Source organism: Caballeronia eucalypticola (assembly GCF_047608185.1).
Taxonomy (GTDB): domain Bacteria; phylum Pseudomonadota; class Gammaproteobacteria; order Burkholderiales; family Burkholderiaceae; genus Caballeronia.
Map to the genome: position 1 here is coordinate 90,806 of NZ_JBLKRU010000004.1, position 24,742 is coordinate 115,547.

At 59.3% G+C, this 24,742-nt stretch carries 25 protein-coding genes and 1 pseudogene; 15 read left to right on the plus strand and 11 right to left on the minus strand.

The window, feature by feature from the left end; all coding sequences use genetic code 11:
- Positions 1 to 74 precede the first annotated feature (74 nt).
- On the minus strand, positions 75 to 353 hold the full coding sequence (locus ACMX25_RS06765; protein WP_414948785.1) for an acyl carrier protein: 279 nt from the start codon (positions 351 to 353) through the stop codon (positions 75 to 77).
- Entirely contained in the window at positions 343 to 1,641 is a 1,299-nt protein-coding gene (locus ACMX25_RS06770; protein ID WP_414948787.1) for an acyl-CoA dehydrogenase family protein, read from the minus strand. The genes ACMX25_RS06765 and ACMX25_RS06770 overlap by 11 nt, the downstream gene beginning before the upstream one ends.
- A gap of 236 nt (positions 1,642 to 1,877) precedes the next feature.
- On the opposite strand from ACMX25_RS06770, the gene ACMX25_RS06775 reads away from it, so the two are divergent.
- Positions 1,878 to 2,714, plus strand: a complete 837-nt coding sequence (locus tag ACMX25_RS06775) for a FadR/GntR family transcriptional regulator (RefSeq protein ID WP_414948788.1) — start codon at positions 1,878 to 1,880, stop codon at positions 2,712 to 2,714.
- Between the two features lie 54 nt (positions 2,715 to 2,768).
- On the opposite strand, the gene ACMX25_RS06780 is transcribed toward ACMX25_RS06775, so the two are convergent.
- A complete protein-coding gene (locus ACMX25_RS06780; protein ID WP_414948789.1) occupies positions 2,769 to 4,193 on the minus strand; it encodes an amidase family protein in 1,425 nt (474 codons plus the stop codon).
- A gap of 321 nt (positions 4,194 to 4,514) precedes the next feature.
- Positions 4,515 to 4,844, minus strand: coding sequence for a helix-turn-helix domain-containing protein (locus ACMX25_RS06785; protein ID WP_165092308.1), 330 nt, complete (start codon positions 4,842 to 4,844; stop codon positions 4,515 to 4,517).
- Between the two features lie 588 nt (positions 4,845 to 5,432).
- Between ACMX25_RS06785 and urtB the strand changes: the two genes are divergently transcribed.
- The 11 genes from urtB to ACMX25_RS06840 all read left to right on the plus strand — a co-directional run bounded on the left by urtB (position 5,433) and on the right by ACMX25_RS06840 (position 14,156).
- Positions 5,433 to 6,308 carry an urea ABC transporter permease subunit UrtB gene (urtB, locus tag ACMX25_RS06790; RefSeq protein ID WP_414948791.1) on the plus strand — a complete coding sequence of 292 codons (876 nt, stop codon included), beginning with the start codon at positions 5,433 to 5,435 and terminating at the stop codon, positions 6,306 to 6,308.
- Positions 6,309 to 6,313: 5 nt separating this feature from the next.
- Entirely contained in the window at positions 6,314 to 7,387 is a 1,074-nt protein-coding gene (locus ACMX25_RS06795) for a branched-chain amino acid ABC transporter permease (RefSeq protein WP_414948793.1), read from the plus strand.
- Complete coding sequence (locus tag ACMX25_RS06800; protein WP_414948794.1) at positions 7,387 to 8,121, plus strand: ABC transporter ATP-binding protein; 735 nt, start codon at positions 7,387 to 7,389, stop codon at positions 8,119 to 8,121. Before ACMX25_RS06795 ends, ACMX25_RS06800 begins: the two co-directional genes overlap by 1 nt.
- Positions 8,108 to 8,851, plus strand: a complete 744-nt coding sequence (locus tag ACMX25_RS06805) for an ABC transporter ATP-binding protein (protein WP_414948796.1) — start codon at positions 8,108 to 8,110, stop codon at positions 8,849 to 8,851. Before ACMX25_RS06800 ends, ACMX25_RS06805 begins: the two co-directional genes overlap by 14 nt.
- A gap of 19 nt (positions 8,852 to 8,870) precedes the next feature.
- Positions 8,871 to 10,049 (plus strand): ABC transporter substrate-binding protein, encoded by a 1,179-nt coding sequence (locus ACMX25_RS06810; protein ID WP_414948798.1) that lies wholly within the window; start codon positions 8,871 to 8,873, stop codon positions 10,047 to 10,049.
- A gap of 52 nt (positions 10,050 to 10,101) precedes the next feature.
- Entirely contained in the window at positions 10,102 to 11,532 is a 1,431-nt protein-coding gene (locus ACMX25_RS06815) for an amidase family protein (RefSeq protein ID WP_414948799.1), read from the plus strand.
- The gene (locus tag ACMX25_RS06820; protein WP_414948800.1) at positions 11,529 to 12,074 is read left to right on the plus strand and encodes an amino acid synthesis family protein; all 546 of its coding nucleotides are present in this window, start codon (positions 11,529 to 11,531) and stop codon (positions 12,072 to 12,074) included. The genes ACMX25_RS06815 and ACMX25_RS06820 overlap by 4 nt, the downstream gene beginning before the upstream one ends.
- A 74-nt stretch (positions 12,075 to 12,148) precedes the next feature.
- Positions 12,149 to 13,183, plus strand: a complete 1,035-nt coding sequence (locus ACMX25_RS06825; RefSeq protein WP_414948801.1) for a porin — start codon at positions 12,149 to 12,151, stop codon at positions 13,181 to 13,183.
- A 63-nt stretch (positions 13,184 to 13,246) separates the two neighbouring features.
- Positions 13,247 to 13,384, plus strand: a complete 138-nt coding sequence (locus ACMX25_RS06830) for a hypothetical protein (RefSeq protein WP_414948802.1) — start codon at positions 13,247 to 13,249, stop codon at positions 13,382 to 13,384.
- A gap of 1 nt (position 13,385) precedes the next feature.
- Positions 13,386 to 13,733, plus strand: coding sequence for a helix-turn-helix domain-containing protein (locus ACMX25_RS06835; protein WP_414948804.1), 348 nt, complete (start codon positions 13,386 to 13,388; stop codon positions 13,731 to 13,733).
- A gap of 48 nt (positions 13,734 to 13,781) precedes the next feature.
- Positions 13,782 to 14,156 carry a transposase gene (locus ACMX25_RS06840; protein WP_414949055.1) on the plus strand — a complete coding sequence of 125 codons (375 nt, stop codon included), beginning with the start codon at positions 13,782 to 13,784 and terminating at the stop codon, positions 14,154 to 14,156.
- 227 nt (positions 14,157 to 14,383) lie between these two features.
- Here the strand turns inward: ACMX25_RS06840 and ACMX25_RS06845 are convergent, their stop codons facing one another.
- A complete protein-coding gene (locus tag ACMX25_RS06845) occupies positions 14,384 to 14,755 on the minus strand; it encodes a type II toxin-antitoxin system RelE/ParE family toxin (RefSeq protein ID WP_414948805.1) in 372 nt (123 codons plus the stop codon).
- Complete coding sequence (locus ACMX25_RS06850) at positions 14,752 to 15,246, minus strand: type II toxin-antitoxin system Phd/YefM family antitoxin (RefSeq protein ID WP_414948806.1); 495 nt, start codon at positions 15,244 to 15,246, stop codon at positions 14,752 to 14,754. The genes ACMX25_RS06845 and ACMX25_RS06850 overlap by 4 nt, the downstream gene beginning before the upstream one ends.
- A 1,000-nt stretch (positions 15,247 to 16,246) precedes the next feature.
- Between ACMX25_RS06850 and ACMX25_RS06855 the strand changes: the two are divergent.
- Positions 16,247 to 17,284: pseudogene (locus tag ACMX25_RS06855) on the plus strand (recombinase family protein); the annotation flags it as partial.
- Here the strand turns inward: ACMX25_RS06855 and ACMX25_RS06860 are convergent.
- The 4 genes from ACMX25_RS06860 to ACMX25_RS06875 form a co-directional block, all read right to left on the minus strand.
- Positions 17,279 to 17,503, minus strand: a complete 225-nt coding sequence (locus ACMX25_RS06860) for a hypothetical protein (RefSeq protein ID WP_414948808.1) — start codon at positions 17,501 to 17,503, stop codon at positions 17,279 to 17,281. The pseudogene ACMX25_RS06855 and the gene ACMX25_RS06860 overlap by 6 nt on opposite strands.
- Positions 17,504 to 17,767: 264 nt before the next feature.
- Positions 17,768 to 18,205, minus strand: a complete 438-nt coding sequence (locus tag ACMX25_RS06865) for an AMP-binding protein (RefSeq protein ID WP_414948809.1) — start codon at positions 18,203 to 18,205, stop codon at positions 17,768 to 17,770.
- Positions 18,206 to 18,224: 19 nt separating this feature from the next.
- Entirely contained in the window at positions 18,225 to 18,668 is a 444-nt protein-coding gene (locus tag ACMX25_RS06870) for a universal stress protein (protein WP_414948811.1), read from the minus strand.
- A gap of 315 nt (positions 18,669 to 18,983) precedes the next feature.
- A complete protein-coding gene (locus ACMX25_RS06875; protein WP_414948813.1) occupies positions 18,984 to 19,688 on the minus strand; it encodes a hypothetical protein in 705 nt (234 codons plus the stop codon).
- Between the two features lie 1,316 nt (positions 19,689 to 21,004).
- Between ACMX25_RS06875 and ACMX25_RS06880 the strand changes: the two genes are divergently transcribed.
- Positions 21,005 to 21,496: a hypothetical protein gene (locus tag ACMX25_RS06880; RefSeq protein WP_414948814.1), complete on the plus strand. Its 492-nt coding sequence runs from the start codon at positions 21,005 to 21,007 to the stop codon at positions 21,494 to 21,496.
- Between the two features lie 1,104 nt (positions 21,497 to 22,600).
- Here ACMX25_RS06880 and ACMX25_RS06885 read toward each other — a convergent pair.
- Complete coding sequence (locus ACMX25_RS06885; protein WP_414948816.1) at positions 22,601 to 23,614, minus strand: IS110 family RNA-guided transposase; 1,014 nt, start codon at positions 23,612 to 23,614, stop codon at positions 22,601 to 22,603.
- 629 nt (positions 23,615 to 24,243) lie between these two features.
- Between ACMX25_RS06885 and ACMX25_RS06890 the strand changes: the two genes are divergently transcribed.
- Positions 24,244 to 24,678, plus strand: a complete 435-nt coding sequence (locus ACMX25_RS06890) for a sensor histidine kinase (RefSeq protein WP_414948817.1) — start codon at positions 24,244 to 24,246, stop codon at positions 24,676 to 24,678.
- The last annotated feature ends 64 nt before the right edge of the window (positions 24,679 to 24,742 follow it).

The window sequence follows — 24,742 nt, forward strand, 5'->3', positions numbered from 1 at the left end:
TCACGTCGGGCTGCACGCGCGCTTGCGGGACGTACCGCGCGGTGGCCGCGATGCATGCTCGCTCGCGAACGTGGTTAGTTGCGACAGACATGGGATTCAACGAAGGAGACGAGGTTGTCGAAACGCATGAACAGATCGGCAGAAAGATCCTCCGGCGCGAGCGTGAAGCCAAAACGCTGCTCGAGTTGAAGAAGCAGGTCTGTCATGTTCATGGAGTCAACGCCGACATCGAACAGGTTCGTGTCGTCCGCGATCAGGTCGGCAGCCATCGTGCTGCCGATCGCCGACAGCAGGCATGACCTGATGGTGGCTGCGATTTCCTCGAATCTGGGGCCGTGCGGGTTATGCGTCATGAGATGTCTCCTGCCCGGATCTGTGGGCGTTGGAATTGTCCGGCGCGCTGGAGCAGTCTCCAGGCACGTCCGTGATGTCCCACGAACGTGCCGTCGATCGCTGCGCTGCCCGCGCAATCATGAGTCGCTGCAGGTCGCCGGTACCTTCCATGATGTCGAACGCCTTGGCATCCCGGTAACCCTGCTCAAGCGACGGACAGGCGGCGATGCCATCGATACCAGCGAGCTCCATTGCAGCGCCCGTCACCCGTGCGGTCACACGCGAGGCGAACGCTTTGGTCATGGAGGAGTCCATTGACGTTGCGATGCCTTGATCCGCCTTCCAGGCCGTGCAGTGACAAAGCAACCATGCAGCCGTGATCTGGCGATCGATATCGAGCAGCGACGCCTGCACACTGGCCACGCCTCGATGCCGGTTCGCGGGCGTGCCGCCCGCATCGAGCCAGACCTTAAGGTCCGCGCGTACTCGCCGACAGGTACCGACCATGACTGCGGAAAGCAGTGGCCTGAAGTAGTCCCAGGACCGCTGTGCACCCGAGAATGCGTCATCGAGCGGCTTTTCGTCGCCGCGGGCGAGCAGCGCGTCATCGGTGAGTTCGCAGTCGGTGTACGAGAGCACGGCAAGTTGGGTCGCGCGCAGGCCAGCCATGCGCTCGATGCGCGACACCGTGAATCCAGGTGTATTGCAGTCCACTAGGAATGCACGGATACCGTAGCGGCCCATCTGTCGGTTGATCGTTGCAAACGTGATCACGCAGTCGGCGCGCGCACCGTTCGTGATAAAGCACTTTGTTCCGTTCAGAACCCAGCCACGACCGGTCTTTATTGCGCTGGTACGCATGGCAGTCGCGTCGGAACCACAGTCGGGCTCGGTGATGGCAAAGGCTCCCCAGCGCGGCGCGTCGGATTCGAATCGCCGCAAGAACTGCTCGCGCTGCTCCGTCGAGGCGAGCGCGACGACAGGTGGCATGGCGAGCCCCGGGCCCGGCAAAGCAAGCGCCAGGCTTGCGTCGGCTTCGCCGAGGTAAGCCATCAATGTCGCCTGCGCCACGAGGGACTGGAGGGCCGGGCAGCCCCCGTGGTCTGCAGGCACGAGGTTCATATTCAGAGCTCGCACGTCATCTGAGCGCCACGGAGGACCTCCGATTTTGCCCGTTGCGTCCGATTCGCGACTTACGGCGCGCATGCTGTTGGCGAGCCGTTCGAGATCAAGTCCCCGATCCGCGAGAGCTCTGCCGATGTACTCGATCGCATGGACTTGTTGTGACGTCGGTTCGTCTTGAGTCATGACGTGTTTCCCAAAATGGCGCGCGTGCGCCGAGGCGTAACGTGCACCGGAATCACGGGGCAGTTGCCCGCGTGCCGTTCGTCTAGAGCCTAGGAGCAGGAGCGTCGCATCGCCACCCCCGAACTTTAGGAGGGCGCGGGCCGGCGTGACGTGGCGTAAGGTCGGCCATGTCGCCAGTAGATGACCGATAATGATGTCCCTATTGAACGATGATTGGCCAACCACGGGTGTGACGAATGGCAGCGCGAAAACAGACGACAGCAAAAAAGCCGTTGCTGCAACCCGACAGCAGGGGACCCCGCACGACCAAGCGGGGAGATCGGGTGGCCGAGCTCATCAAGAGCTCGATTACCGATGGAAAGCTGCGCTCGGGCATGCGATTGAACAAGGAAGCCGAGCTCCAGGAAATATTCAACGTTAGTCGGGGTTCCATACGTGAGGCGCTGAAGGCCTTGGAGGTACAGGGGCTCGTGCGTCTGAGTACGGGTCCAGATGGCGGGGCCACGATCACCCGCGTGCCGCTTACCCGCGCTTTCCAGGCGCTGCAGAACTATCTGTTTTTCGAGAGCATGACTCTGGAGGACATTTACGCTGTCCGGCGAGTGCTGGAGCCGCGACTTGCGGCTGGCGCGGTAGAGTATCTGACGGATGCGGAGCTGGACGCGCTGGAGGGCAGTGTTGAAGTGTGCGAGCCGTTTGTCGCAAGTCACGAACATGCGCTTGGCCAGCGACACGAGGACATCCACTTTCATGATGTGTTGGCGGCCGCTAATCCCAATGCATTCCTTCGCTGCGTGTGCCAGATCATCAACCAGATGCTACACAGTCTGGTGATCGTGGCGGGCAACGTCACCCAGCAGGAATACCAGGCGTTCGGGCGGCAGACCGTCGCTGCTCACCGGGCGATTCTGGATGCGGCAAAGCGGCGCGACGCCAGCGAGGTCGAACAACTCATGGCGGCGCACATGGAAGAAGCGGAAGCGCAGCTTCGCAAGGTTCATGCGGCTTTACAGCAAAAGCTGGTACTGGATTCGGATCTTGGTTTGCATGCGGGCAAGAAGGGAGGATCGTGATATGACATTGGGCCCCGCGTCCGATAGGCCCGTATGTTCGCCGGACGCAGGGTCTCAGTGCGCTTTACCGCCAGCAACGGACAATGAAAGTGTATGTGCCAGCTCGGCAAACGGGGCCCTTCCAAAGGCGAGTTCGAGAATGTGGCTTGCCCAGAGCACGAGTGCATCCGCGTGGCGGCCTCCCACGATCTGTATGCCGACGGGCAGGCCTTCCGACGTTGTACCCGCATAGAGGCTGGCAGCGGGAAGCCCGAGCTGATTGCACCAGGCGGTGAAGTGGGGGAACAGTTTGTCACCGCGCTGAAGTTCGGTGAGTCGCATCGCTATGCGCGGATATACCGGACAGATCACGAGGTCGTAACGGTCGAAGAATGCGTTGACGCCGGCGCCAAGCTCGCCCCTCTCGATCAGCGCGCCAAGTAGCGCTTGGCGCGATATTCCGGAACCCGCGTCGGAGTAGGCCCGCAATGACGGATCGAGTCCAGCACCGCCGTCGGCCATGCCTTCGGTGAGCTGGCGGCAGCATGCCGGCCAGAGGGTCGCGTGGATTGCATTGCAGCGATCGATACCAGGAGGGTCGTCTGGCTGGACTCGCGCACCGAGCTGACACAAGGTATCGGCTGCTCGCATTACCGCGTCGTGGATGGCAGCTTCCGGCGTGATGCCAAGCCCGAGAGACGGACTGTACGCTATGCGGATACCACCGGGCGCCGGCTTGCACTTAAGACCCAGTTCGTAGTCGCTCGCGTCGAATGGCAAGGCGTACCAGTCGCGGCTGTCAGGCCGGCTGATCACAGTCAGGATGCGCGCGGCATCTTCCACGCACCGGGTCATGGGGCCGATATGGCTTAAGAGGCCAAACGGGCCGCGCGGGGCATGCGGGACGCGTCCAAAGCTTGGTTTGAAGCCGAACGTGCCGGTGAAAGCGGCGGGAATCCGGATGGACCCGCCACCGTCGGTGCCGATTGCCGCTGGCGCCATGCCGAGCGAGACGGCGACGGCGGCACCGCCACTGCTCCCGCCTGGCGTGCGCTCTATATCCCAGGGATTGCGTGTCACGCCCGTGAGCGGACTGTCGGTGACGATCTTGTGGGCAAAATCGGGCAGGGTGGTCTTGGCAAAGCAGATCGCGCCTGACTCGCGAAGTCTCGCCACGCACGGACTGTCCTGGGGCGCCGGTATTTCGGCCGTGACGCGTGAGCCGTATCGCGTGGCAAGCCCCGAGACGGCGACGTTGTCCTTGATGCTAACTGGCACGCCGTCGAGGGCGCCGAGGGGGCGTTTGCGATGCCATCGTGCCTCGGACGCCCGTGCCATGTCGAGTGCGTCTTCGGCTATCCGGCAGAACGCATTCACGGCGGGGTCGAGTTGCTCAATGCGACGAAGCACGGCGTTCATGACTTCCACTGGCGAGGTGCTACCCCGCACATAAAGCGCATGGAGTTCTTGCGCTGTCAGATCACACACGTCGCTGCTCATGTCTTTTCCTATTTAATCATCATAAATAGGAAAATAGGTGAAGCGTTCAGCTAAGTCAAGGATTCCATATGCGGAAATTTATAGGGTAAACGAGCAATTTTTCAACGTTGACAGGCTCGTTTTCAAGACGTAAATTTAATGCTCATAAATTATAAACAAGTGCGATGCCGACAAAACGTTACTCTCGGCACGGAGTTCAACGGATTCGTGTTGCGGCGTCACGAAGAATTTCGCCCGGATGGTCGTTCGTTCAAGATCGATGTCGTGATTGACCCAATCATGGGCCGTGAGCGCTGGCCCCGAGACTCAGGAATTCTTAGTCTATTCCTGCGCGAGCTTTTCTGCACTGTCGAGGAGCGCCTTTTTCTTTTCCTTGCTGAGCCTGCCGGCGATTGCCAGAAGGTTCGCGAGCAAGTCGTCCTCCTCGTAGAGGAAGCCGGTGGGGACAAGGAGTGCGCGCGCCAGGCGCTGACCCGTCTGTATGGCAGGGGTGTGCTTGCCCTTTTCGTACTGATTCACGCGGGTGCTGGCGGAGAACTCGTCAATGCCGGCATGGATGCCAAGCTGCTCTTGGGTGAGGCCCGAGCGCAGCCGCGCCTGTTTCAGGCGTCTGGGGAAAACTGCATCAGGGGTAGGTGTATCGTGCGGCATCCGGTGAGTTTCCCGGATTCGTTCAGGGATTTTACTAAGTAAAACTTAGTCGAGGGATTAAATGTTACTTCGCTTTACGAATTACGGAAGACGGTTGTGTCAGGGCTTCGGCATTCGCGAGGAGGATTTTCTTCTTTCACCGCGTGATTCGGGCCGCAACTGCAAGAACGGCTGCAAGCTGATCGCCTTTCTCGCAGAGAAAAGACGTCGGTACGTGCAGCGCCTTGGCTAGACGCTGCATCACTATGAAAGGGGGTATGTGCTCGCTTCCTTGGTACTAGTCGATGCGAGCACCGGCTGAAAATTTCCTGATGCCGGTGTTGACGGTCAGCTGTTCCTGGGTCAGCCCGAGCGTAACCGGGCCTATCCCAGGCGTCTGGCAAAAACAGAAAATATTCTTGATCGCTCTGAATCTTCGGAGTTTCTAGAAATTTTTCGCGGTCTAAACTAAGAGTTTCTTAGTTTTCTTCCTAAGGAATTCTTTGGGTGATGACGGACAGCGTGTCCAGACTGAAAAGCTGTTCGTTTGCCAGTTGAACGCATCGGGCCGGCGCCCCGCAGATATGAAGACGACTTGGAGCTATGCCAATGACGACGATTCTGAACATTCTTGGTTACGTGAGCATTCTGGTGTTGGTGGCGCTTGGCCTTGCCGTCGTATTCGGCATGATGGACATCGTGAACCTTGCACATGCAGAGTGGGTCACGATCGGCGCTTACACACTGGCTGTCGCGCAGGCGGTTGCTGGGAAGGAGGCGTTCTGGGTTGCATTGCTGGCGGCACCGCTAACCGGTGCACTCCTCGGATGGTGCCTCGAGCGTTTCATCATCCGGTGTCTCTACGACAGGCCACTGGATACCCTTCTCGCGACCTACGCGATCAGCCTGATCCTGCAGAAGGCACTGGAACTCATCTTCGGCACGCAGCCGATGCTGGTGTACGCGCCGTTCGACGGAGCGGTTCCGGTCCCTGGGGGTAGCTATCCAGCCTACCGGATCTTCGTGATCGTTGTCGCACTCATCGTAACCGCCGGGTGCTGGCTGCTTTTTGCCCGCACGCGCTTTGGTATGCAGTTGCGCGCTGTGATCCAGCACCCGGCGATGGCCGAGGCCACTGGCATCGACACCCGACGCCTGAATCGCATTGCGTTCTGTGGCGGCGCGGCGCTTGCCTCGCTTGCTGGTGTGCTCGTTGCACCTATGGTTTCGGTGGAATCGCATCTTGGCGTCTCTTATCTCGCCAAGGCTTTCTTCGTGATTGTGCTGGGCGGTATCGGCTCGATTGCGGGCAGCATCCTGGGCAGCGCAGTCATCGGCACGGCCGAGACGCTGCTGGGTTATCGCGTCGATCCCTCGCTCGCATCGGCGCTGGTGCTGGTCCTCTCCATCGTGGTGATCCGGTTCAGGCCGCAGGGCCTGATTCCGGGATTCAGCGCGGCCCATCAGCTTCTCGGTAAAGGATAAAACGTATGTCTGAAAAACGCGCAACCGGCTTGCGTCTGTGGCTCGCACAGCCGGCTCTCGGTCCCAAGGATGCTCCGCCCCTGCTGATGTGGGGTGCGGCGGTGATAGCTGCAGCAATCCTGCCATTGTTCGTTGGCCCCTGGCTGCTTTCAACCGCGCGTGATGCGCTGGTCATGGGGATTCTCGCGTTGAGTTATGACCTGCTCTGGGGCCGCGCCGGGGTGCTGACGCTCGGGCACACCACGTTTCTCGGTCTCGGCGCGTATGGATTTGCCGTGGCGACCGTACTGTTTGGACAGGCACCCATGGCGGGACTCGCTGCGGGGGTACTGTGCGCTGCGGTTGTCGCCGCAGTGGTGGGTTATTTCCTGCTCTTTGCGGGGGTAAGGCTGCACTTCTTTGCGATCATCAGCTTGGCTGTGCTGATCGTCGCGCAGCAGCTCGCCGTCAGCTGGCAGTCGGTCACCGGAGGAGACACGGGAATCCTCGGCATCTCCGGACTGTCGGTGGGTGAGGGCAGTCACGCATTTGATCTGAGTGGGCCTCGCGCGTCCTGGTACGCCGTGGCCGTGGTGCTCCTCGGAGCGATAGCCCTAACGTGGTTCGTGTGCCGCAGCCACTACGGCAAACTGCTCGATGCGATCGCAACCAATGAATGGCGGGCGAAGGCATGCGGGTATCACACTTCGTTTCATCTGCTGTCTGTTTTCGTCGTGTCAGCAGTGCTGGCGGCTATCGCCGGCGGCCTGATGGCGTCCTGCTCGGGCGTGGTGGCGCCCGACGTTTTCTCGCCGCTGCTGGCGACCGAGGTCATTCTATGGGTGGCCATTGGCGGGCGAGGTAGAACGGGTGGCCCTGTCGTCGCCGCGGTCGCTCTGACGCTCCTTAAGCAGACCATCGCGAGCTACAGCACGGACGGTTGGCCACTGATCCTCGGTGGCCTGTTCCTCGCCTGTGTGCTCTTCATGCCTAACGGCTTGCGAGTCCGTGGTCTCGCAGCGGCTATACGCCGCATTCTGAGAGCGAAATCGAACAGGCCGCTGCTTCGCCGCGCGAGCCACGCACAGGAGGAACGGTAATGGACGCCCACTTTCTTCAGGGCACCGGCCTGTCGCGCGCGTTTGGCGGAATCAACGCCGTGGCGGGCGTAGATATCGCAATCGGGCCGCGGGACCTGCTGTGTGTGATCGGTCCGAACGGGGCCGGCAAGAGCACGCTCGTTGGTCTGCTCTCAGGCGCAATCGCTTCAGGTGCGGGCGAACTGTATCTCGGCGACGAGCGGATGACAGGCCGCCCGATGTACGCGTTCTGCAGGCGTGGCGTGGTACGCAAGTTCCAGGGCACCAACACCTTCCTCACGATGACGGTGCGCGACAACCTGGTGGTGGCTGGTCTTGGGGTTGCGGCTTACCGGGCTTCGCCGATGCCTGATCCCGAAGCGGTGCTGGAGGAGGTGGGTCTGTCCGGGCAGGCGAACGAGCTCGCCTCGCATCTGCCGCACGGCGAGCGCCAGTGGCTCGAAATAGGCATGGCCATCATGTGCCAGCCCGCCTTGCTGCTGCTCGACGAACCTGCAGCCGGGCTGTCCGCGAAGGACGCACAGCGGCTGGTGGGCCTTATTCACCGGTTGCGCGAGCGATGTGCGGTACTCGCCATCGAACACGATCTTGGCTTCGTGCGGTCTCTCGCATGTGAGACGTGGGTCATGCACCGCGGAGAGGTGGTCCGACGGGGGGCGTATGCCGAGATTGCGGACGACGACGAGATCCGCCGCATCTATCTGGGACGGGGGGGCAACCATGCTGCGCATTGAAAACCTGTGCGCCGGATACGGCGACGTGGATGTGGTTCGTAACGTCACGCTCGACGTGCTACAGAACGAGGTGGTCGGTGTGCTCGGCTGCAACGGTGCCGGCAAGACCACCCTGGTGAAGGCGATCATGGGCTTGCTGCCGCGCGTGAGCGGGGAGGTCTCTTTCCTCGGGCACTCAGTCGCGGGCTTGCGCACGCACGAGATTGCACGCCGGGGCATCGGACTCGTGCCGCAGGGACGCTGGATCTTTCCGAAACTAACCGTGCGCGAGAACCTCCTCATGGGCACGCAGGCCGCCGGTGGTGCCTGCATCCTCGATGAGGTGTTTGATTACTTCCCGGTGCTCAAGGAGCGCCTGTCACAGCAGGGCGGCACGCTCTCGGGTGGCGAGCAGCAGGTTCTCGCCATCGCCCGCGCGCTGTGTGGCCGTCCGAAACTGCTCCTGCTAGACGAGCCTTCCGACGGTGTGCAACCCAATCTGGTCGAGCGTATCGGCGAGGTGATTCCCGAACTCTGCCGCCGCTCAAAGCTCGCCGTGCTCCTCGTCGAGCAGAACCTCGAGCTTGTCCTGCAGAGTGCCCAGCGTTGCATCGTGCTAAGCAACGGCCGGCTCGTGCATGCCGGCATCGTTGAACCGCGATCGGGCGGTACGGGCGAACACCCGCTCGCACGCTATCTTTCCCCGGCCGCGGACAATGCGCCGGAATTTCTTCATGAAAACGTTCAGTGAAATCGAGTGAGAAAAAACCATGAACCGTCGTGACTTTTCCCGAACTGTGCTGCTTGGTGCGGCTGCGTCCCTTGCTGCATCGGCCGTCTCCCCGTTCGCGCGCTCGGCCGAGCCGCTGAAGATCGGCGTGCTTGCACCGCTCAGCGGTCCCCTGACGCGCGTGGGGCAGACCAACCGTAACTGCGCAGCACTTGCCGTGGACGAGATCAACGCCGCGGGTGGACTGCTTGGGCGCCCCTTGCAACTGAGCGTCGAGGACACCCAGATGTCTACCGCGGTCACACTTGAGAAGGCGCGGCAGCTCTTCATGCATGACGACGTCGCGATGATCACGGGCATGGTGCTTCCGTCGGAGCGCGAAGCTGCTCTCCAGGCGGCAAGAGCCGCACGAAAGTTGGTGGTCTATCCGAATTTCGACGAGGGACGATGTGACCCGCGACTGCTCACGACAGGCCTTACCGCAAGCCAGCGGATCGAACCGCTGATTGCATGGCTCATGCGTGACGGGGGACGGTCCGTCTGCGCGGTCGTGTCCGATATCGGCAGCAACAGGAAGGTGCTGATCCCGCAGTTACAGGCAGCGGTGGCGCATCACGGAGGGAAATTCCTTGATGTCTACTGGCTACCCTTCGGCACGCGCGACTATGGTGCGGTCCTGCAGCGTGTCGCGAGCTTAAACGCGCAGGTCGTGTGGCACAGCATCGGGGATGACCCGGTGACGTTCGTGAAGCAGTACCGGTCATTCGCAATGAAACCGCTGCTCGTGACAGACATTGCGCACGAATCCCTCTCGATTGCGACCACGGGCGCCTCGACCGGCACGATCGGCGTGTCGTCTTACTTCATGAGCATCGACAATCCGGAAAACCAGGCGTTCCTCACACGCTATACCGCGCGTTATGCCGATGCCCGTGATCCTCGGCTGGGACGTTATGCCGTCGTGCTGCCGCACGGTGAGAACACTTATGCGGGGATTCGTCTATTCGCCGAGGCCGTCAGGTCGGCAGGGAGTGTAGACGCCGAGCGCGTCAAGGCCGCGCTGCCTGCTCTCTCTGTCGCGCTGCCGCGTGGCAGGACCGGGGTGAGCCACGATGGTGGCCACGTGCTCTGCCAGACACGAATCGGTCAGGCACTCGCCGACAACAGTTTTTCGATCCTCGACTCCACCGGACCGGTCACGCCGGTCTGTGAAGGCTAGGAGGGTCCTCCTACGCGAGAAGGTTTATGCATCAAAAATTTAGGAATACATAATGAACGACATTGTCAGGCTCGACGCAAGTCAGTTGGTTGCCGGCTTCAGGCAGCGGACACTCTCGCCGGTGGAGGTCATGTGCGCAGTGCTGGATCAGGTCACAAAGCACGATTTCGTCGTCAATGCGTTTTGCGCGATCGACGAGGAAGGGGCGATGTCAGCGGCTAGGGACGCTGAGCGACGGTGGATGCAGGGTGAGCCGCGCGGTCCGCTCGATGGCGTGCCAGTCTCGGTCAAGGATCTCGTCGCGGTAGCCGGTTTTCCCACGCGTCACGGCTCATTGACCTCATCGCCGCAACGTGAAGGTGAGGACGCGCCGGCCTTGGCGAGGCTGCGCCGCGCGGGCGCCATACCGTTTGGCAAGACTACGACCTCGGAGTTTGGCAACAAGATCGTCACCGATTGTCCGCTGACGGGGGCTACCCGCAATCCGTGGGATACGCGGCTCTCGCCTGGGGGCAGCAGTGGTGGATCCGCGGTGGCGGTTGCGCTAGGGATGGGACCGCTGTCGCTCGCGACCGACGGAGGCGGGTCAATTCGGATTCCTGCGTGTTGGAGCGGTGTGGTCGGGTTCAAGCCCACGTTCTCACTCGTACCGGCCGGCAAAGCGGCGTCATGGACTGCGCTGTCCACGCTGGGACCGATCGCGTGCAACGTACGCGATGCCGCGCTCATGCTCAGTGTGATGACGCACGATGGCGTCGACCGGCATTCAGGCATCGCCAGCAGTTCGGATTATTGGGCGGATTACTGCGTGGGGCTCGACGACGGTGTCGCGAGCCTTCGCATCGCGTACTGCGCGGCTCCCGCTGGCGTGCGCATCGAGCCGGCCATCGAAGCGTGTGTCAGGCAGGCAGCCAGTGCCTTTGAGGCGCTTGGCGCGCATGTTGTCGAAAGCGATGTGACGCCGCTTGCGGACTATTACGGCGATGGGCGCATGCATTCGGTCCAGTGGTCGGTGTACTTCGCGCAGCGTGCCCGACATATGGAGGCGGCGCACCGGACATTGCTCGATCCCGAACTGAAGGCGCTTGCCGATGCAGGTGAACGGGTGGACACCGCAACGTTTGCTGACGCATTGCTTGCGCGTCATGCACTCACTGCGGCGATGAAGGCTTTCTTTCAGCGCTACGACCTGCTGCTCACGCCAACATTCCACTGTGGTCCGCCGCCCGTACCGGGCCTGCCCGCCGGGCTGCGTACGGCACCTGCGCTGACCGCGTGGTGTAACCAGACCGGGCTTCCCGCAGCGAGTGTGCCGTGTGGCTTTGCCGGAGGATTGCCAACCGGTGTGCAGATCATCGGCCGACGGGGCGGCGATGCCTTGGTCCTGCGCGCAGCGCGGGCGTACGAGTCAGCAAGGGGTGCGTTCCCGGCACCAGGCGCAACGCTTGAGCGTCCGGCAGACGGGATGGAGGCGCGACCATGAGCGTACAGGTTACGAGGGTGATCGTTCACCTGGTTGAGCGATGTGCAGAACTCGGAGTGCCGGTCGTGCCGCCGCACCGCCAGGCTGTCGCGGCGGCCGTGCTGACGATGGCAGGCGAGGGCACTGATGACGCACTGGACATGCTTTACGCGACGGGTGCCGAACTCGGAGCGCTTCTCACCGGGCGCGCACTGCAGGCTTTGGGTTGCACGCCAGGCGACATCCAGGGCTACGGGAAGGGGGCGCTGGTGGGCACGGGCGTGCCGCTGGAGTATGGCGCGGCGCTGCTTCATCCGCGGCTGGGCAAGGCGGTGCGTGAATGCCTGCCCGGTGCGACCACGATCATGCCGTCGGTGACCAAACGCGGCGCAGCGGGCGCCTGTCTCGATATACCCACGCACGGCATTGCCGATATGTGGAGCTTCGACCATTTCGACACGGTGTCTCTGTCGGTGCCCGACTCACCGGAGCCGGACGAGCTACTGATTGCGATCGCGTTGGCCGAGCGTGGCAGACCGCTTGCGCGCGTGAGGCCGGGCTGAGACTCGGTCAGGAAGCTTGCTCGGCAAAAGGCGAAACCGCAGGACAGATCACCCAAAAAGACGAAGGAGAACACATGCACACGGATTGTCGGGGAAGATGGAGTAAAGGCGTCGCAGCACTCGCGCTATGCGCATTGGCCGGGGCAGTGCACGCACAGTCGTCCGTTTCGCTTTACGGGCTTGCCGATTCGTTCGCGGGCGTAGTACGCACGCCAGGGGCATCGGGCAATACCTGGCAGGTGGGCTCTGGCGGGATGACAACGTCGTACTGGGGCATGTCAGGCTCCGAGGATCTGGGCGACGGGCTGAAGACGGTCTTCACGCTCGAAAGCTTTTACCGCATCAATGGTGGTCAGACGGGTTCCTTCGACGGGCAGTCGTTCTTCGGACGCAGGGCATTCGTCGGACTCAGCGGGCGATTTGGGGAACTGACGCTCGGTCGTAACGATTCCCTGCTGTTCGTATCCACATTGCTGTTCAACCCGTTTGGCAATTCGTTCGTCTTCTCGCCCATGGTTGTTCACAGCTTTCTCGGGTCCGCCATGGGGGCGGCGTCAGTACAGAGCGATACAGCAATCGACGACTCGATCGTGTACCACACGCCGGAAGCGGGCGGCCTATCGGGAAGTCTGCTCTACAGTAATGCTGGCATCGCGGGCTATGCGGGACAAGCCAATTACAGCGCGAACGTGCTCTACTTCGCTGGGCCTTTCTCCGCGACGGCGGCAGTCCAGAGCCTGCACACGGCATCGCTTTTTCTCAATGGTGCGACCGAGCAGACGGCATGGCTTGTCGGTGGTGCGTATCGGTTTGACGCGCTCAAGCTCTATTTTCAGTACGAACGGGTGAATAACAACAACGAGGTGACCGACGATACCGTGCAGGCCGGCGCGAGTGCCCAGCTCGGCACAGGCAGCGTACTGGTGTCATGGGCGGGCACGCGCCGGCGGCCGGTGCAAGGCAGTGACAGCCGCTGGTCGACGGTGGCGCTCGGCTACGACTATCCGCTGTCGAAACGCACGGACGTGTACGCGGCATGGCGTTATGACACGATGACCAGCGTGTCGTCAGGCAGCAGCGTGGGCGCTGGTATCAGGATGAAGTTCTAAACATGGAGACGTAAATATTGCAGAATTATATGATTGCGTGGTTACTCTTTTGGAGAGGCAACCATGCGCAAGCTCGAAATTGCAGACCCGCAGATCATGCAGGTTGCGATTCAACAGGAGATCGAACGGAGCGAGGAATCGCGGTATGACCATCGTCTCCATGCGGTGCTGCTGGTAAGCAGCGGTTACTCGTGCACTTGAAGTGGCCCAGTTGTTCGGTCAAGCGGCCACGACAATTCAGCGATGGGTCCGACGTTTCGAGCGCGGTGGCTTCGACGGATTACGGGAAGGTGAGCGGCCCGGACGTCCACGTACGTTGGATGAATCGCGATGGGCTCGCATTGAGGCTGACCTGCGCAAGACACCACGCGACTTCGGATTTGAAGCGGGCCTGTGGGACGGACCCGTTCTGTCGGAGCACTTGCGTCAGTGCTACGGCATCGAGCTGGGCGTGCGACAGTGCCAGCGGCTGTTTCGCCAGATGGATTTCGGCTGCGCATACCGCTCCCGCAAGTCGCCCAGTCTGATCCCGTATGGGTTGCGACACTGAAAAAACTGCGGTGCCTGGCAAAAGCGCGACAACGTTGAGTTAAGGAGCCTGGACGAATGCCATTTTCAGCAGCATGGATCGCGCTGTCGCATGTGGGTGGCCCTGGAGGTTCGCGATCCGGTGTTGATGCACGCGCCCACGCGCAAGTCGGTGGCGCGCTTTGACGCCGTCAGCCTGAGCACCGGGTGCTTCGCCTGGCAAGCGTGCCCTGTCTTCAACGCAGAAACGTTTGTGTCCTTTCTGCGCCGGCTACTGCGTCATCGACGTCGTGGCAAGCGCATCGTCGTCGTGCTGGACAACGCCAAGTACCACCATACCAACATGCTCAAACCACTCCCGCGCAAATACAGGCGGGACCTGACGTTGCTTTGCTCCCGCCATACAGCTCGCAACTGGCACCTATTGAACGGGTCAGAAAGCTGACAAGGCGTCTGGCGCTGCATAACCGTTACTTCGCCATGCTCGTCGAAGTCCTCTCGGCCGTCGAGGCCTGTTTCCAGCACTGGATCGGACCAAACGAAGTTCTACGAAGATTATGCTGCATAATTTAAGGCGCTATGTTGACCCGCCATCTAGCGGGCGGCCGTATTTAAGGTCTAGCGGCCAATCAACTGTCCCATGCGCCTCGCAAGCAACCAACGCCGGGTGTCCTATCCCGTTTCCGGCGCATACCCCAGCTCTCGCTGGTGGCGAATGGACAGCAACAACACACGCGTGTCCGAGTGCGCGTACAAAATCAGATAGGAGCGCATGATGTATTCCCGCAGTTCAGGCAGGTTTGCTTCACTGGCCAGCCGCAGCACGCGTTCCAACCGGCTCTGACCTTCGACCGAATTCGCGGCAAGTACGCCTGCTGGGCGGCCAATTTTCGGATGGATTGCCACGAGATCGCCGAACCGGTAGATCTCGCTCATCAGGTCCTCTATCCTGCCTGCTGCTGAACTCACGTCTTGCACCAACAAGAATTCTTGAATCGTCTTAAGCCGTTCTTCCAGGGTCTCCGCAAAATCAACACGCATCATTTCTTGGACGGAGCACGACGCCGCATTGTGTCGCGCAGTTCAGCCAAAGGTTTGGTCCGGCCAGCAAGTGCATCCCGGAGACCCTTCTCGGCGTCATCCAGCATGACCAGTCGGCCGTGTTCTGCTTCGAGGGCGTGGTAATAATCCAGCTTCCGTGCGTCGACAATCGCCACATACGCTGAGCCGTTCTTCGTCAGAACCTTCTCGGCGCCTGCGACCACATCCTCCGCCAGCTCCGTCAGCCGTGACCGGGCTTCACTAATTGGTACCACATCATGGGTTCGGAATGACATAGTTAAATCCCGTACAAAATTCGTTAACATAAATGTACAAACATTCGGGCAAACAGTCAACCCAACCCGTCCGCGCGCTGCTCCATCGGGTTTCTGGTTCATTCGCCGTCGAAGTTGAAGTTGAGCCTCTTCGGCGCGAGCCATGCCACCTAATTCAACCGGCTCCTGACAGATGATCCCGGCCATGATGGTCGACAATATTCAAACGCCGCTGCCTCTCGGGTTTTTCTGTTGCGGAGGCATGATCACCCCATTTCGCATGCGAAATAACGCTGTTGGCTTCTGAGTATGAACCGCGTTCAACCGTAACGTACAAAGGCTAGGAATTCAACTGACCCTACCGGCGTCAGCTCGACGAAAGCATAAAAAGGTCGAGATCGTGCTGATTAGCTTTCGCAGCATATTCAATCAATGCCGGGAAGCGGCATTCGTTAGATTGGCTTTATTGGCCCCGTCGTAGCGGCCTTTGTGCCGCCGTCAACCAATCGACAGGCGAGTCCAACGCCCGGCTGCTTGCAACTCCATGCACGGCGATCGTGCTCCAGATCGTCGCCAATGTATGGAGCGCACTATGAAAATCGTTCGCCGTTGCCTAGCCTGCGGAATTCCGTTTCGTCCTCGCTCGCAAAACCCTAACCAGCATTACTGCTTCGCCCCCGCCTGTCAGCGCGATCGCCGACGCGAGTGGCAACGGCAACGCCTCCAAACCGACCCCGACTACCGTGATAACCAGGCGAGAGCCCAGGCTAACTGGCGCGCCCGTCACCCCAATTACTGGCGTCAGTACCGCGCGACGCATCCCGCCTATCTCGACAGAAATCGCTTAATGCAACGCCAACGGAACATCTGCCGACGCGCGACGCCGATTGCAAACATGGACGCGTCACAGCTGGATGGTCCACTAGCGTCCGGATTTTACGTTTTGCGGCGTGTAGTGGGGACCAGCATTGCAAAGAAGAACGCGTACGTGGTGCGCATCGAGGTTGTGTCAGCGCCTCAGCGACCCAAAACGTGATTGCAAATAGATGACTTGATCGACTTTAGCGCGGCGACTGCTATCTTTTTCATGTAGCGCTCTCAGTCGGTGTCGCCGCTATATCTGATGCGGACGAAGCGACGTGGAGACCTGCGGTGTTCGGCAATCGACTCCACACGCAGGCTCAGAGAGCCAGAACTTGTCGCTGCCCGGAGCAGGACCGTGTCACTTGATCTCACCGCCAATGCAACTGCCTCGCAGCCTCCAGCGACGCGTGCCGCGAAATATGTTCGCATGTCGACCGAGCACCAGCAATACTCGACCGGAAACCAACAGGCCAAGATTCGCGACTATGCTGTCCGACGAGGTTTCGTGATTGTTCGCACCTACGCCGACGAAGGTAAAAGCGGTCTGCGGATCGACGGGCGTCAAGCCCTTCAACAGCTCATCACCGATGTTGAAAGCGGTCATACCGACTTTCAAGTAATCCTTGTCTATGACGTGAGTCGCTGGGGCCGATTCCAGGATGCCGATGAGAGCGCCTGCTACGAATACGTATGCAAGCGCGCCGGCATTCAGGTGGCCTACTGCGCGGAGCAGTTTGAAAACGACGGCTCACCGGTCTCGACCATCGTCAAGGGGGTCAAGCGTGCGATGGCCGGTGAATATAGCCGCGAGCTTTCGGCGAAGGTATTTGCCGGCCAATGCCGGCTGATTGAACTGGGGTTCCGGCAAGGCGGACTGGCTGGCTATGGACTACGCCGCGTGTTGATCGACCAGCACGGCATCATGAAGGGGGAACTGCACCGCGGAGAGCGCAAGAGTCTGCAGACCGATCGAGTTGTCCTGATGCCAGGGCCTGAAAGTGAGATTCGGATCGTCAATCTCATTTACAACTGGTTTATCGAGGAATCGCTCAACGAGTATGAAATCGCCGCTCGTCTTAACGCGATGTGTGTGCACACCGATCTGGATCGCGAATGGACACGGGCGACGGTAAGAGAAGTCTTGACCACCGAGAAATACATCGGCAACAATCTGTACAACCGAGTCTCGTTCAAGCTGAAGAAAATGCGCGTGGTCAATACCCCGGATATGTGGATTCGTAAGGAAGGTGCATTTGAGTCGATTATCCCGAGCGAAACGTTCTACACGGCGCAAGGCATCATGCGGGCACGTGCCCAGCGTTATTCGAATGAGGAGTTGATCCAACGCCTGCGCAAACTGTATTGCAGTCGTGGCTTCTTGTCCGGCCTAGTAAACGTTGCCCAAGGCGCCTGACAATTCCGCCTTGATCTGATCCAGCAGCCCCGTGACCGGAGCGTAGCTCGTGTAGACGAGGTGCAGCCGGTCATTGAATGTCGCAGCGCCAATCACCTGCCCGCCCACCAGACCCAAGGCGACAGTCGGTCCCCAGGCAGCGTCGAGGCGCAGCGCGCCAAAAGCCTCCGGCAGAGCTACGATGCCCAGATTGGTCACGGCAGCCTCACTACCGAACATAGCCGCGAAGACTGTTTTCGCTTAGGCGGTCTCAGTGACACCAGCCAGCGCATCGCGACTTGCGAGCGCTGCTTCCGCCAGCGTCGAAAGCGTTTCAAGGCGTGCGAAACCCTGTCCGAGATACGCGCCCGGCCGCACAAATCATCACCGCCGGGTCCGTTATCGGCGAGAACGACGGCGCTTGCACGCATGCCGAGGTGGTCGCTGTTATCAAGCACCGACGTCGTAGATCACCCGGCGATGCTATCCGCATCGGTTCCGCGTCAACATGCACCCGTAAAACGCGGCGACGGTTTCCAGTTTGTTCGTCAGATGCAGCGTGACGCGATCGCCCGGTCTCAGACCCTGAACGAGCAGGCCTTGTGAAAGGCGTCTGACGTACCGTGCCAGACAATCATAGGTCCACGTGTTATTTCCGGCGATCAGCGCAATGGCGTCGGGGAGGGCGGCGGCAGCCTCGAACAAACGATCGTGCAACCTAACGAGTCGCGGCGTCTGGATGGATTGGAAGCGAGTGGCGGGACAAGACATGGCGGCTGCTCCAGAAGATCTATTGAATGTCGGTGACGGACGTGTCTTCAGAAAAGGCAACGCTCGCACTTTATTCCTGCGCTTTCGCTGCTGCGGCCAATCTTCAACCTCCAATCTCCCGTCTCGTTTCCACGCCGATGACAATGGCATGTATATCCAGCGCGATCGTCTAGTCCAGCGGGACGGTAATAACGGCACGCCCTGCGACACGTTTCACCAGCTCTGCGTGGTTCGATGGCTGAGCCCACCACCTTGCCAGTCCGCGCGGATTCCGGTGCCCCAACACAAGCAGATCCGCGTTGATCAGGCCAGCATACTTGGCCATGCTATCAACCACGTTACCTGCCGCGATGTATCCCCGTGCAACCGTCCCGCTCTCTCTCAAATGATCCAGCGCTTCCTCCAGGAGCCGCTTGGTCGCCCCTTCCATCTGCACACACGCTATGTCCGATACGTATCCGACACTACTGCCGATAGCCGAGCCAATATCCGTCACCGACAGCACATGAACGGTAGCGGTTAACGCACACCCCAGACGGGTCGCACGCAGCAATGCCGATTTGGATTCAAGTGATCCATCGTAGTAGACGAGCAGATTGTAGTGGTCAGGCATAGGGACTCTCGGTCGTGCGACGAAGGAAGTTTCGCCGGATCTGTAAATCCATAACATCCTGAGGGACGCGGTATTCCAGAAAAGCGTAATTGTTTTTGTCGCACGCCAAGCGGAATAAAACTGCAGCAACAGATGTTCAGAGAAGGACTATCCAGAGCCAAGGGAGCCAAAGGGATCGGGCAATTCGGACTGCGGGATTACCGTCTCTCCTTGCCTGTTTCTTTGCGCGCGCTTCGGGAAACGTTCGTTCGCGTGCACCTGCGGACAGAGACAATCGCGGCGGTTCCGTGTCGTCTGCGCCACCGGAAAACCCGCTTACAGTCCGGCGCCTTTTGCCGTTGCTTCAAGCTCCGGACTGAACGCCCGATATCTTCCATTGCTTGTGACGAGCGCCTGTCCGGCCTGAACATTGTTCCATTGATCGAGCGACATTCTTCCTTGCCTCTTCGTCTGCAAGATTCCCCATGGCTTCCGATAGTAGATAGCCCAGGACGTGATGGAAGCGTTCTCGCTGATCAGGAGATTGATCTTGGCGAAACACGAAAGCGGCTTGCCGGAAATGTTATTGCTCGCCTTGTTGCCGTCGTAGAGGGTGCATGGGCTATCCGACAGATACAGCTTGGCCGTGTCGGGCTGCTCGCCATTGCGAGCTTGCGAGTAGTCTTCCATGATGTCGGGCCATGCAAGGATCAGTCTCTCCTCGGCGTGGCCAACCGTATCCCTCAGACCCTGAAGCCCGACCTCAGCCGCGATCCTCTCATTGATGTTTCGCCGATGCACCGCAGAGATTGCTTGCCCGGAGTTCCGGACGGCCGCCTGCTCGATTCGATCCTTGATCGCTTGGCCGATCACCTGCACGACATTCTGTGTGGAACGCGTGGCCCAATAACCGCTGTTTCCAGATGCCGAGTTGGATAGCTCGACGACGGCCCAGACGCAATTACGTCCTTGGTTGGCCGCAAGAATTGACTGGAAGGACTGACTCAAACTGTTCGAGGTAACGATGTGATTCGGCAGCACTCGGATTCTCCTTTAGAAGTGGGCATGAACATATCGACGTCGGGCAATGCGTCTTTATTCAACATCCCATGAGCCTTTTTATTCCGCTGCATGATGGAGACGCTATACCGAGCCCCCGGTTTGCCGCGGATAGATTCTATTGCGCGGCCATGCATCGAAGCGCACCCTGTCCGATACTCCTTTCTTGGATCGACTAACATGCTAAATAGCGGAGCCAAGCGGCCGTCTCTGGAGCTAAGGTCAATCTATCGGCGATATCTCAAAAAACGCGAACCACAAGGTTATCTCCGTGGAAAGTACGAGCTATGGTTTTTTCGGAAGATTCTTACATCGTTCACCCGCGATTTCAGCGATCGTGAGAAGGCAAAACTGTCGGGTCTGAAACGAGCGACTCCAACCTGGACGCTAGCGCTTGCCGGGTGCGTTGAATCGTTGGCGAGTCTTCTCCCGTGTCCACGAGATTTGTCGGACTTCCTGGACAGGAAGATCGTCCCAGCGTGCGGGACGGCGCGACTCTAATAATGCGGGAATGATGATGCGCGCGCGAGATGGAGTCGAATGGCCGGTGTTGATAGGTTGGTAGGATAGAGATGGGGCGCCGCGTCTGTTTGCAGTCGCGAAGACTCATTCGCACTTCGTCGAAGCCGACATCGATCTACACGGCAACTCCGATAAAAGGCAAAGCGGCATACAGTCGCCACACGGCGCTTGAACGGCCGATGTTTAGCCAGTGCCATGATTCGTTGGGGATCGATGGTACGTGACGGTTGTCCGGCTGTATTTGCTGCCCTCCAGACGAGCGGTTCGAAGGCCGCAACGGGGGGCGGGCATCAAATCAATGGCGTCGGCACCCGAAGTTCGGGACTACGACATCGCGAACGACGGCAAAGCGCCTCTCAGCGGCCAATACTCCCACGTCCGCGAAGGCCGAAGTTGCGACAAAAATAATCGACCGAAAGTCACTTAACTGGGTGAAGCGGGGATTCGAATGTCCAATCAAGTCGACGTTCTGCGGTCCCCTCCCGGCCGAACCCGGTCCCATATCGAACAGCCGAAGTCGACTCGTCGTAGCTAGGCGCTTACGTTCAATGCGCGATCCGCAAAAGACGCACTGCGCTCTTGCATTGTCAGATCTCAAGCAAATTCGATTAGAAAATTCAATTGACCGATGCGAAGTTCGTGATCGCCCTATAACCTTGTGGTTGGTAAATGATTGAACTAATTAACGTAACTAATTAGGTCGACAGCAAAGGGCAAAAGTGCGAGACTACGTTCGACTTCCCGGTGCGCGTTGGTATTGGCACGAGCACTCGGCGTTGGCAAACCGCAGCCCTGCCGTCGAGAATGAAGTGTCAAACCGCCCGCCATACGACGATACGAGTCAACATGCGCTTTGGAACCGGAAGAAATTCACCGCGATCCTACCGCTGTTCCGTCGAGTGATCGTCGCGCATGTCGATGCGCCGGCCGGCAAGTCGATATCGCTGATGTTGGGTCTCAAAAACTTTCCGTCCATTTATGCACCGGATCTAGGCTCGACACGCCGACTTCTCGATGAATGGGGCGCTCAAGTCATGCTTTTAGATACGCGTCTCGACATCGATGCCGATTTCGCATTCGTCCGCGGCTTCACTTCCAATCCGACAAATGCAGACCGGTTAGTCATTGCACTGAGCAGCATCTATCCCGAAGACTCGATGGAAACGCTGCATGCCGCCGGCTTTGACGGGCACTGTCGTCGCCCATGCCCAATTTGGAGGCTCTCAGATATTCTCAGCGAATATTTCGACCGAGCGCCATACCCTTAAGCCAAAGGCCACGGGAACCGGGCTGATCTCTACAGACTTTGTCAGGATTTCTCGCATTCCGCGATACCGGCAAGACGGTCCAACTCGAAACATTGACAGGCCATCGTCATTGGCCACACTCTGCGCACGAGCGGCTAGGCTACGCGCGGAATCGGAAAATCAACGACCGATTCTGGAAGAATCGATCCGCATCGGAGCTTCGTTCTTGCTCCGCAGCAGACATTTGGGATCACCGTGAGCACGATGCTCTTTGAGGCCATCTCGGGAAAGGTGTAGATCGATCTATTGGTTACGACGAACAAAGTAGACGTTGCGTAAGCTAAGCGCCAGTCGATACTCGTAGGCGAGCGCCAAATGCAGCCGACAAAAGGGGATAGTGCGCCATGATGCATGAATTCCTTTCGAACAATCGTGATGATCTTATCGAGCGATGCCGGACAAAAGTGGCGCACAGGCCCTCTAGAGATGCGACCGCGCAGCAATTGCAGAACGGCGTGCCGCTTTTCCTTGATCAACTTATCCGGACGCTTCGTTTTGAACAGACGGCAGAGCCTATGGATCGTCGTAAGATCTCCGGCCCTGTAGGAGGCCGGTCCTCGTTTTCGGAGATCGGAAAACGCGGCCTCAAAACATGGAGGACAACTCTTAGAACTCGACTTTTCAGTTGACCAGGTTGTCCACGACTATGGCGACCTGTGTCACCCATTAGCCGGCCCAAGTCAAGGGGTTAAATAAAATCCTCGCAATCCTCCGCGATAGTTAATACGGCCATCGCTCAGGTCTCCACATGAAATGATGTTCGTGCCCTTCGCCTCTTCGTGTGGTTGCATGAATCGCACCAGTCACCCATGTGGATCAAGCGGAAGCGTTGAAATCCTGTTCCACCCTGACGGCTGCGCCGTCCCAGAAGCATCTCGGTACCGTCTTGTGTCCAATTGTTGGGCAGACTTGTGGCTTCCGCGAGGCGGGTCCAAACGCAGGTGGCTCGCAATCCGGACGACTCATTTCATTAAGACATGACACGATGGCAGACGGCGCGGCGTCCAATCAGACTAGGTGGCTCAAAGTCCAACACAGGGCCTGGCTCGCTGGCCGTTGCCAAACTTAAGTGAAACAGCGCTCCACAGAGAATTCCTCTCCCGTTTTTAGCATCAGAAAGCAGGCACGCGCCAGTTTGTGCGCGACCGCTTTGGTCGCGACGATTGCATTCCGTTTGGCCTTCTTACGCTGGTAAAACTTGCGCGCCGGCTCGCAAAATCGGATGGCGAAATTGGCTGCCTCGATGTACGCCCACGCCAGATAGCGGTTGCCATTCTTGGTGTTGCCTTCGCCTTTTTTCTTGCCGTTCGAGAGGTGGGTACTGCTGACACAGCGGCAATAGGAGGCATAGTTCCCGACGTCGGCAAAGCGTCCGACATCGCCCGTCTCCAGCAGGATGACGGTGGCCAGCGTTGCGCCGATGCCGGGCACGGTGTTGAGCAACCTATATCCCGGACTGTTATGGCAGTGCGCCATCAGCACCTTCTCGATGCCGTCGATTTGCGTCTGCAGCGCATCCATGACCGCCAGGTTGGCCTTGACGCCGATCGCTTCGGTGCTGCCGATCGGCATCTTGTCAATGTCAGCCTCCGTCAGCCGTTTGATGCTGTCGCCGCTGATCTGGCCACCCGTTTGCTGCGCCAGGCATGTCCCTATTGAGAGGAGCTGGGTGGTGCGCTGCTGCACCAACTGCATCCGTTTGCGTGACAGGTCGCGTACTGCGCGCAGGGGCGGCGGCATGATGTGTCCTTCCGGCAGAAGTCCGAGCCGTAGGATGTGCGCGAGGTGGCGGGCGTCGGATTCGTCGCCGCGGTACTTGAGGCCATCGTATTGCTTGATCGCTACGGTGTTGGCGAGGTGGACCGAATGGCCCGCCTCGATCAGGCCGTCGACCAGCCAGTACCAGTTGAATGTCGATTCCACGACGACGCCAAATAAATCCTTCAGATACGGGCTGAGCGCATCGCAGATTTCCGTCAGGTTGTTGGGGAGTCGCCTGGAGTACAACACCTTGTCGGCATCGTCGGTGACGACCACGACGCTGTTGTTCGAATGAAGGTCAATGCCACAAAATAACATGATGCTTTCTCCCAAAATGCCCCGCTGACCACCTCACAAACCATCACCCGTTAGCCAGAATTCTTTTCAATCCCTTGCAGACGAAGTTGGGCAGTTCCGTTCTGCCGCGCTTCCAGCCATGCGTCGCTTGCCCCGCCATAAAGCGGGGTCCGGCCGCCCGACCGGCCGGACGACATGGGCTGGCCACGCTCGTCAAGGAACAGGCGATAAGTTCAGGAATCGTACTTTCACTGTAGTTCCCAGCGCTTGCCGAAGGGAAGGCCGGCTAGATGATTATCAGGCTATTATTGATCTTGCATTTGAATGTGACGCGCCCTTCCACGCAGACGAGTTTCGAACACTTGATCGCTGCTTGGACAACGCAATCCCCGATGCAGTGGCTGAGTTTAGTTATCAGCGTGACTTAGTTACGACGGACAAGTACGCCGCGAGATGAACGAACGAATAGGATTTTTCGCTCACAAATTACGCAACTTTCTCCAAACCAACGCTTGCTTTTTGGTGCCGCGAAGGCCGGGAATCTGAGCCTGTCCGGTGCGACGGGATCAGCGCTAGAGCGCAATTTGAATGGGCTGCGTGATCTCGTAGACGATTCGCTAGCAGAAGTGCGGTTGACAGTTGGGAGCGAAATGCCGCCGCGAATATTCTCGTTGGCTGACTTCATTGACGAGATCAAACAGGCGGTGGATCTCGTGGCTCAGGCTCGCGGGTGTGCATTCACGGTTTCGGCCGTCAAGGCGAGACTTGCTGTACGCGCTAATCGGGATCTGCTTTTCTCGGCGCTAGGAAGCCCGCTACAGAACGCATTCAAGTTCACTCACCTTGACACAGAAGTGACTCTCGACGAGTACGCAGTTGCTGACCGCGTCTTGATCGACGCGAAGAACCATTGTGGCGGTTTGTCGGTCGGCGATGTAGAAGGCATGTCCGAATCGTTCAGGCAGAACGGCGTCGGTAGAACGGGCCTAGGGTTGGGATTCTCGATCGCTCGCCGGAATGTGGAAGCAAGCGATGGCGTGCTCAGCGTTCGCGACATCCCGGATACGGGCTGTATTTCACTATAAGCCTGCCGCGAAATGTGATGGTTGAGCAGTGACGCGAGCCAACGCCCTTGTCGGTTTGGGCCAT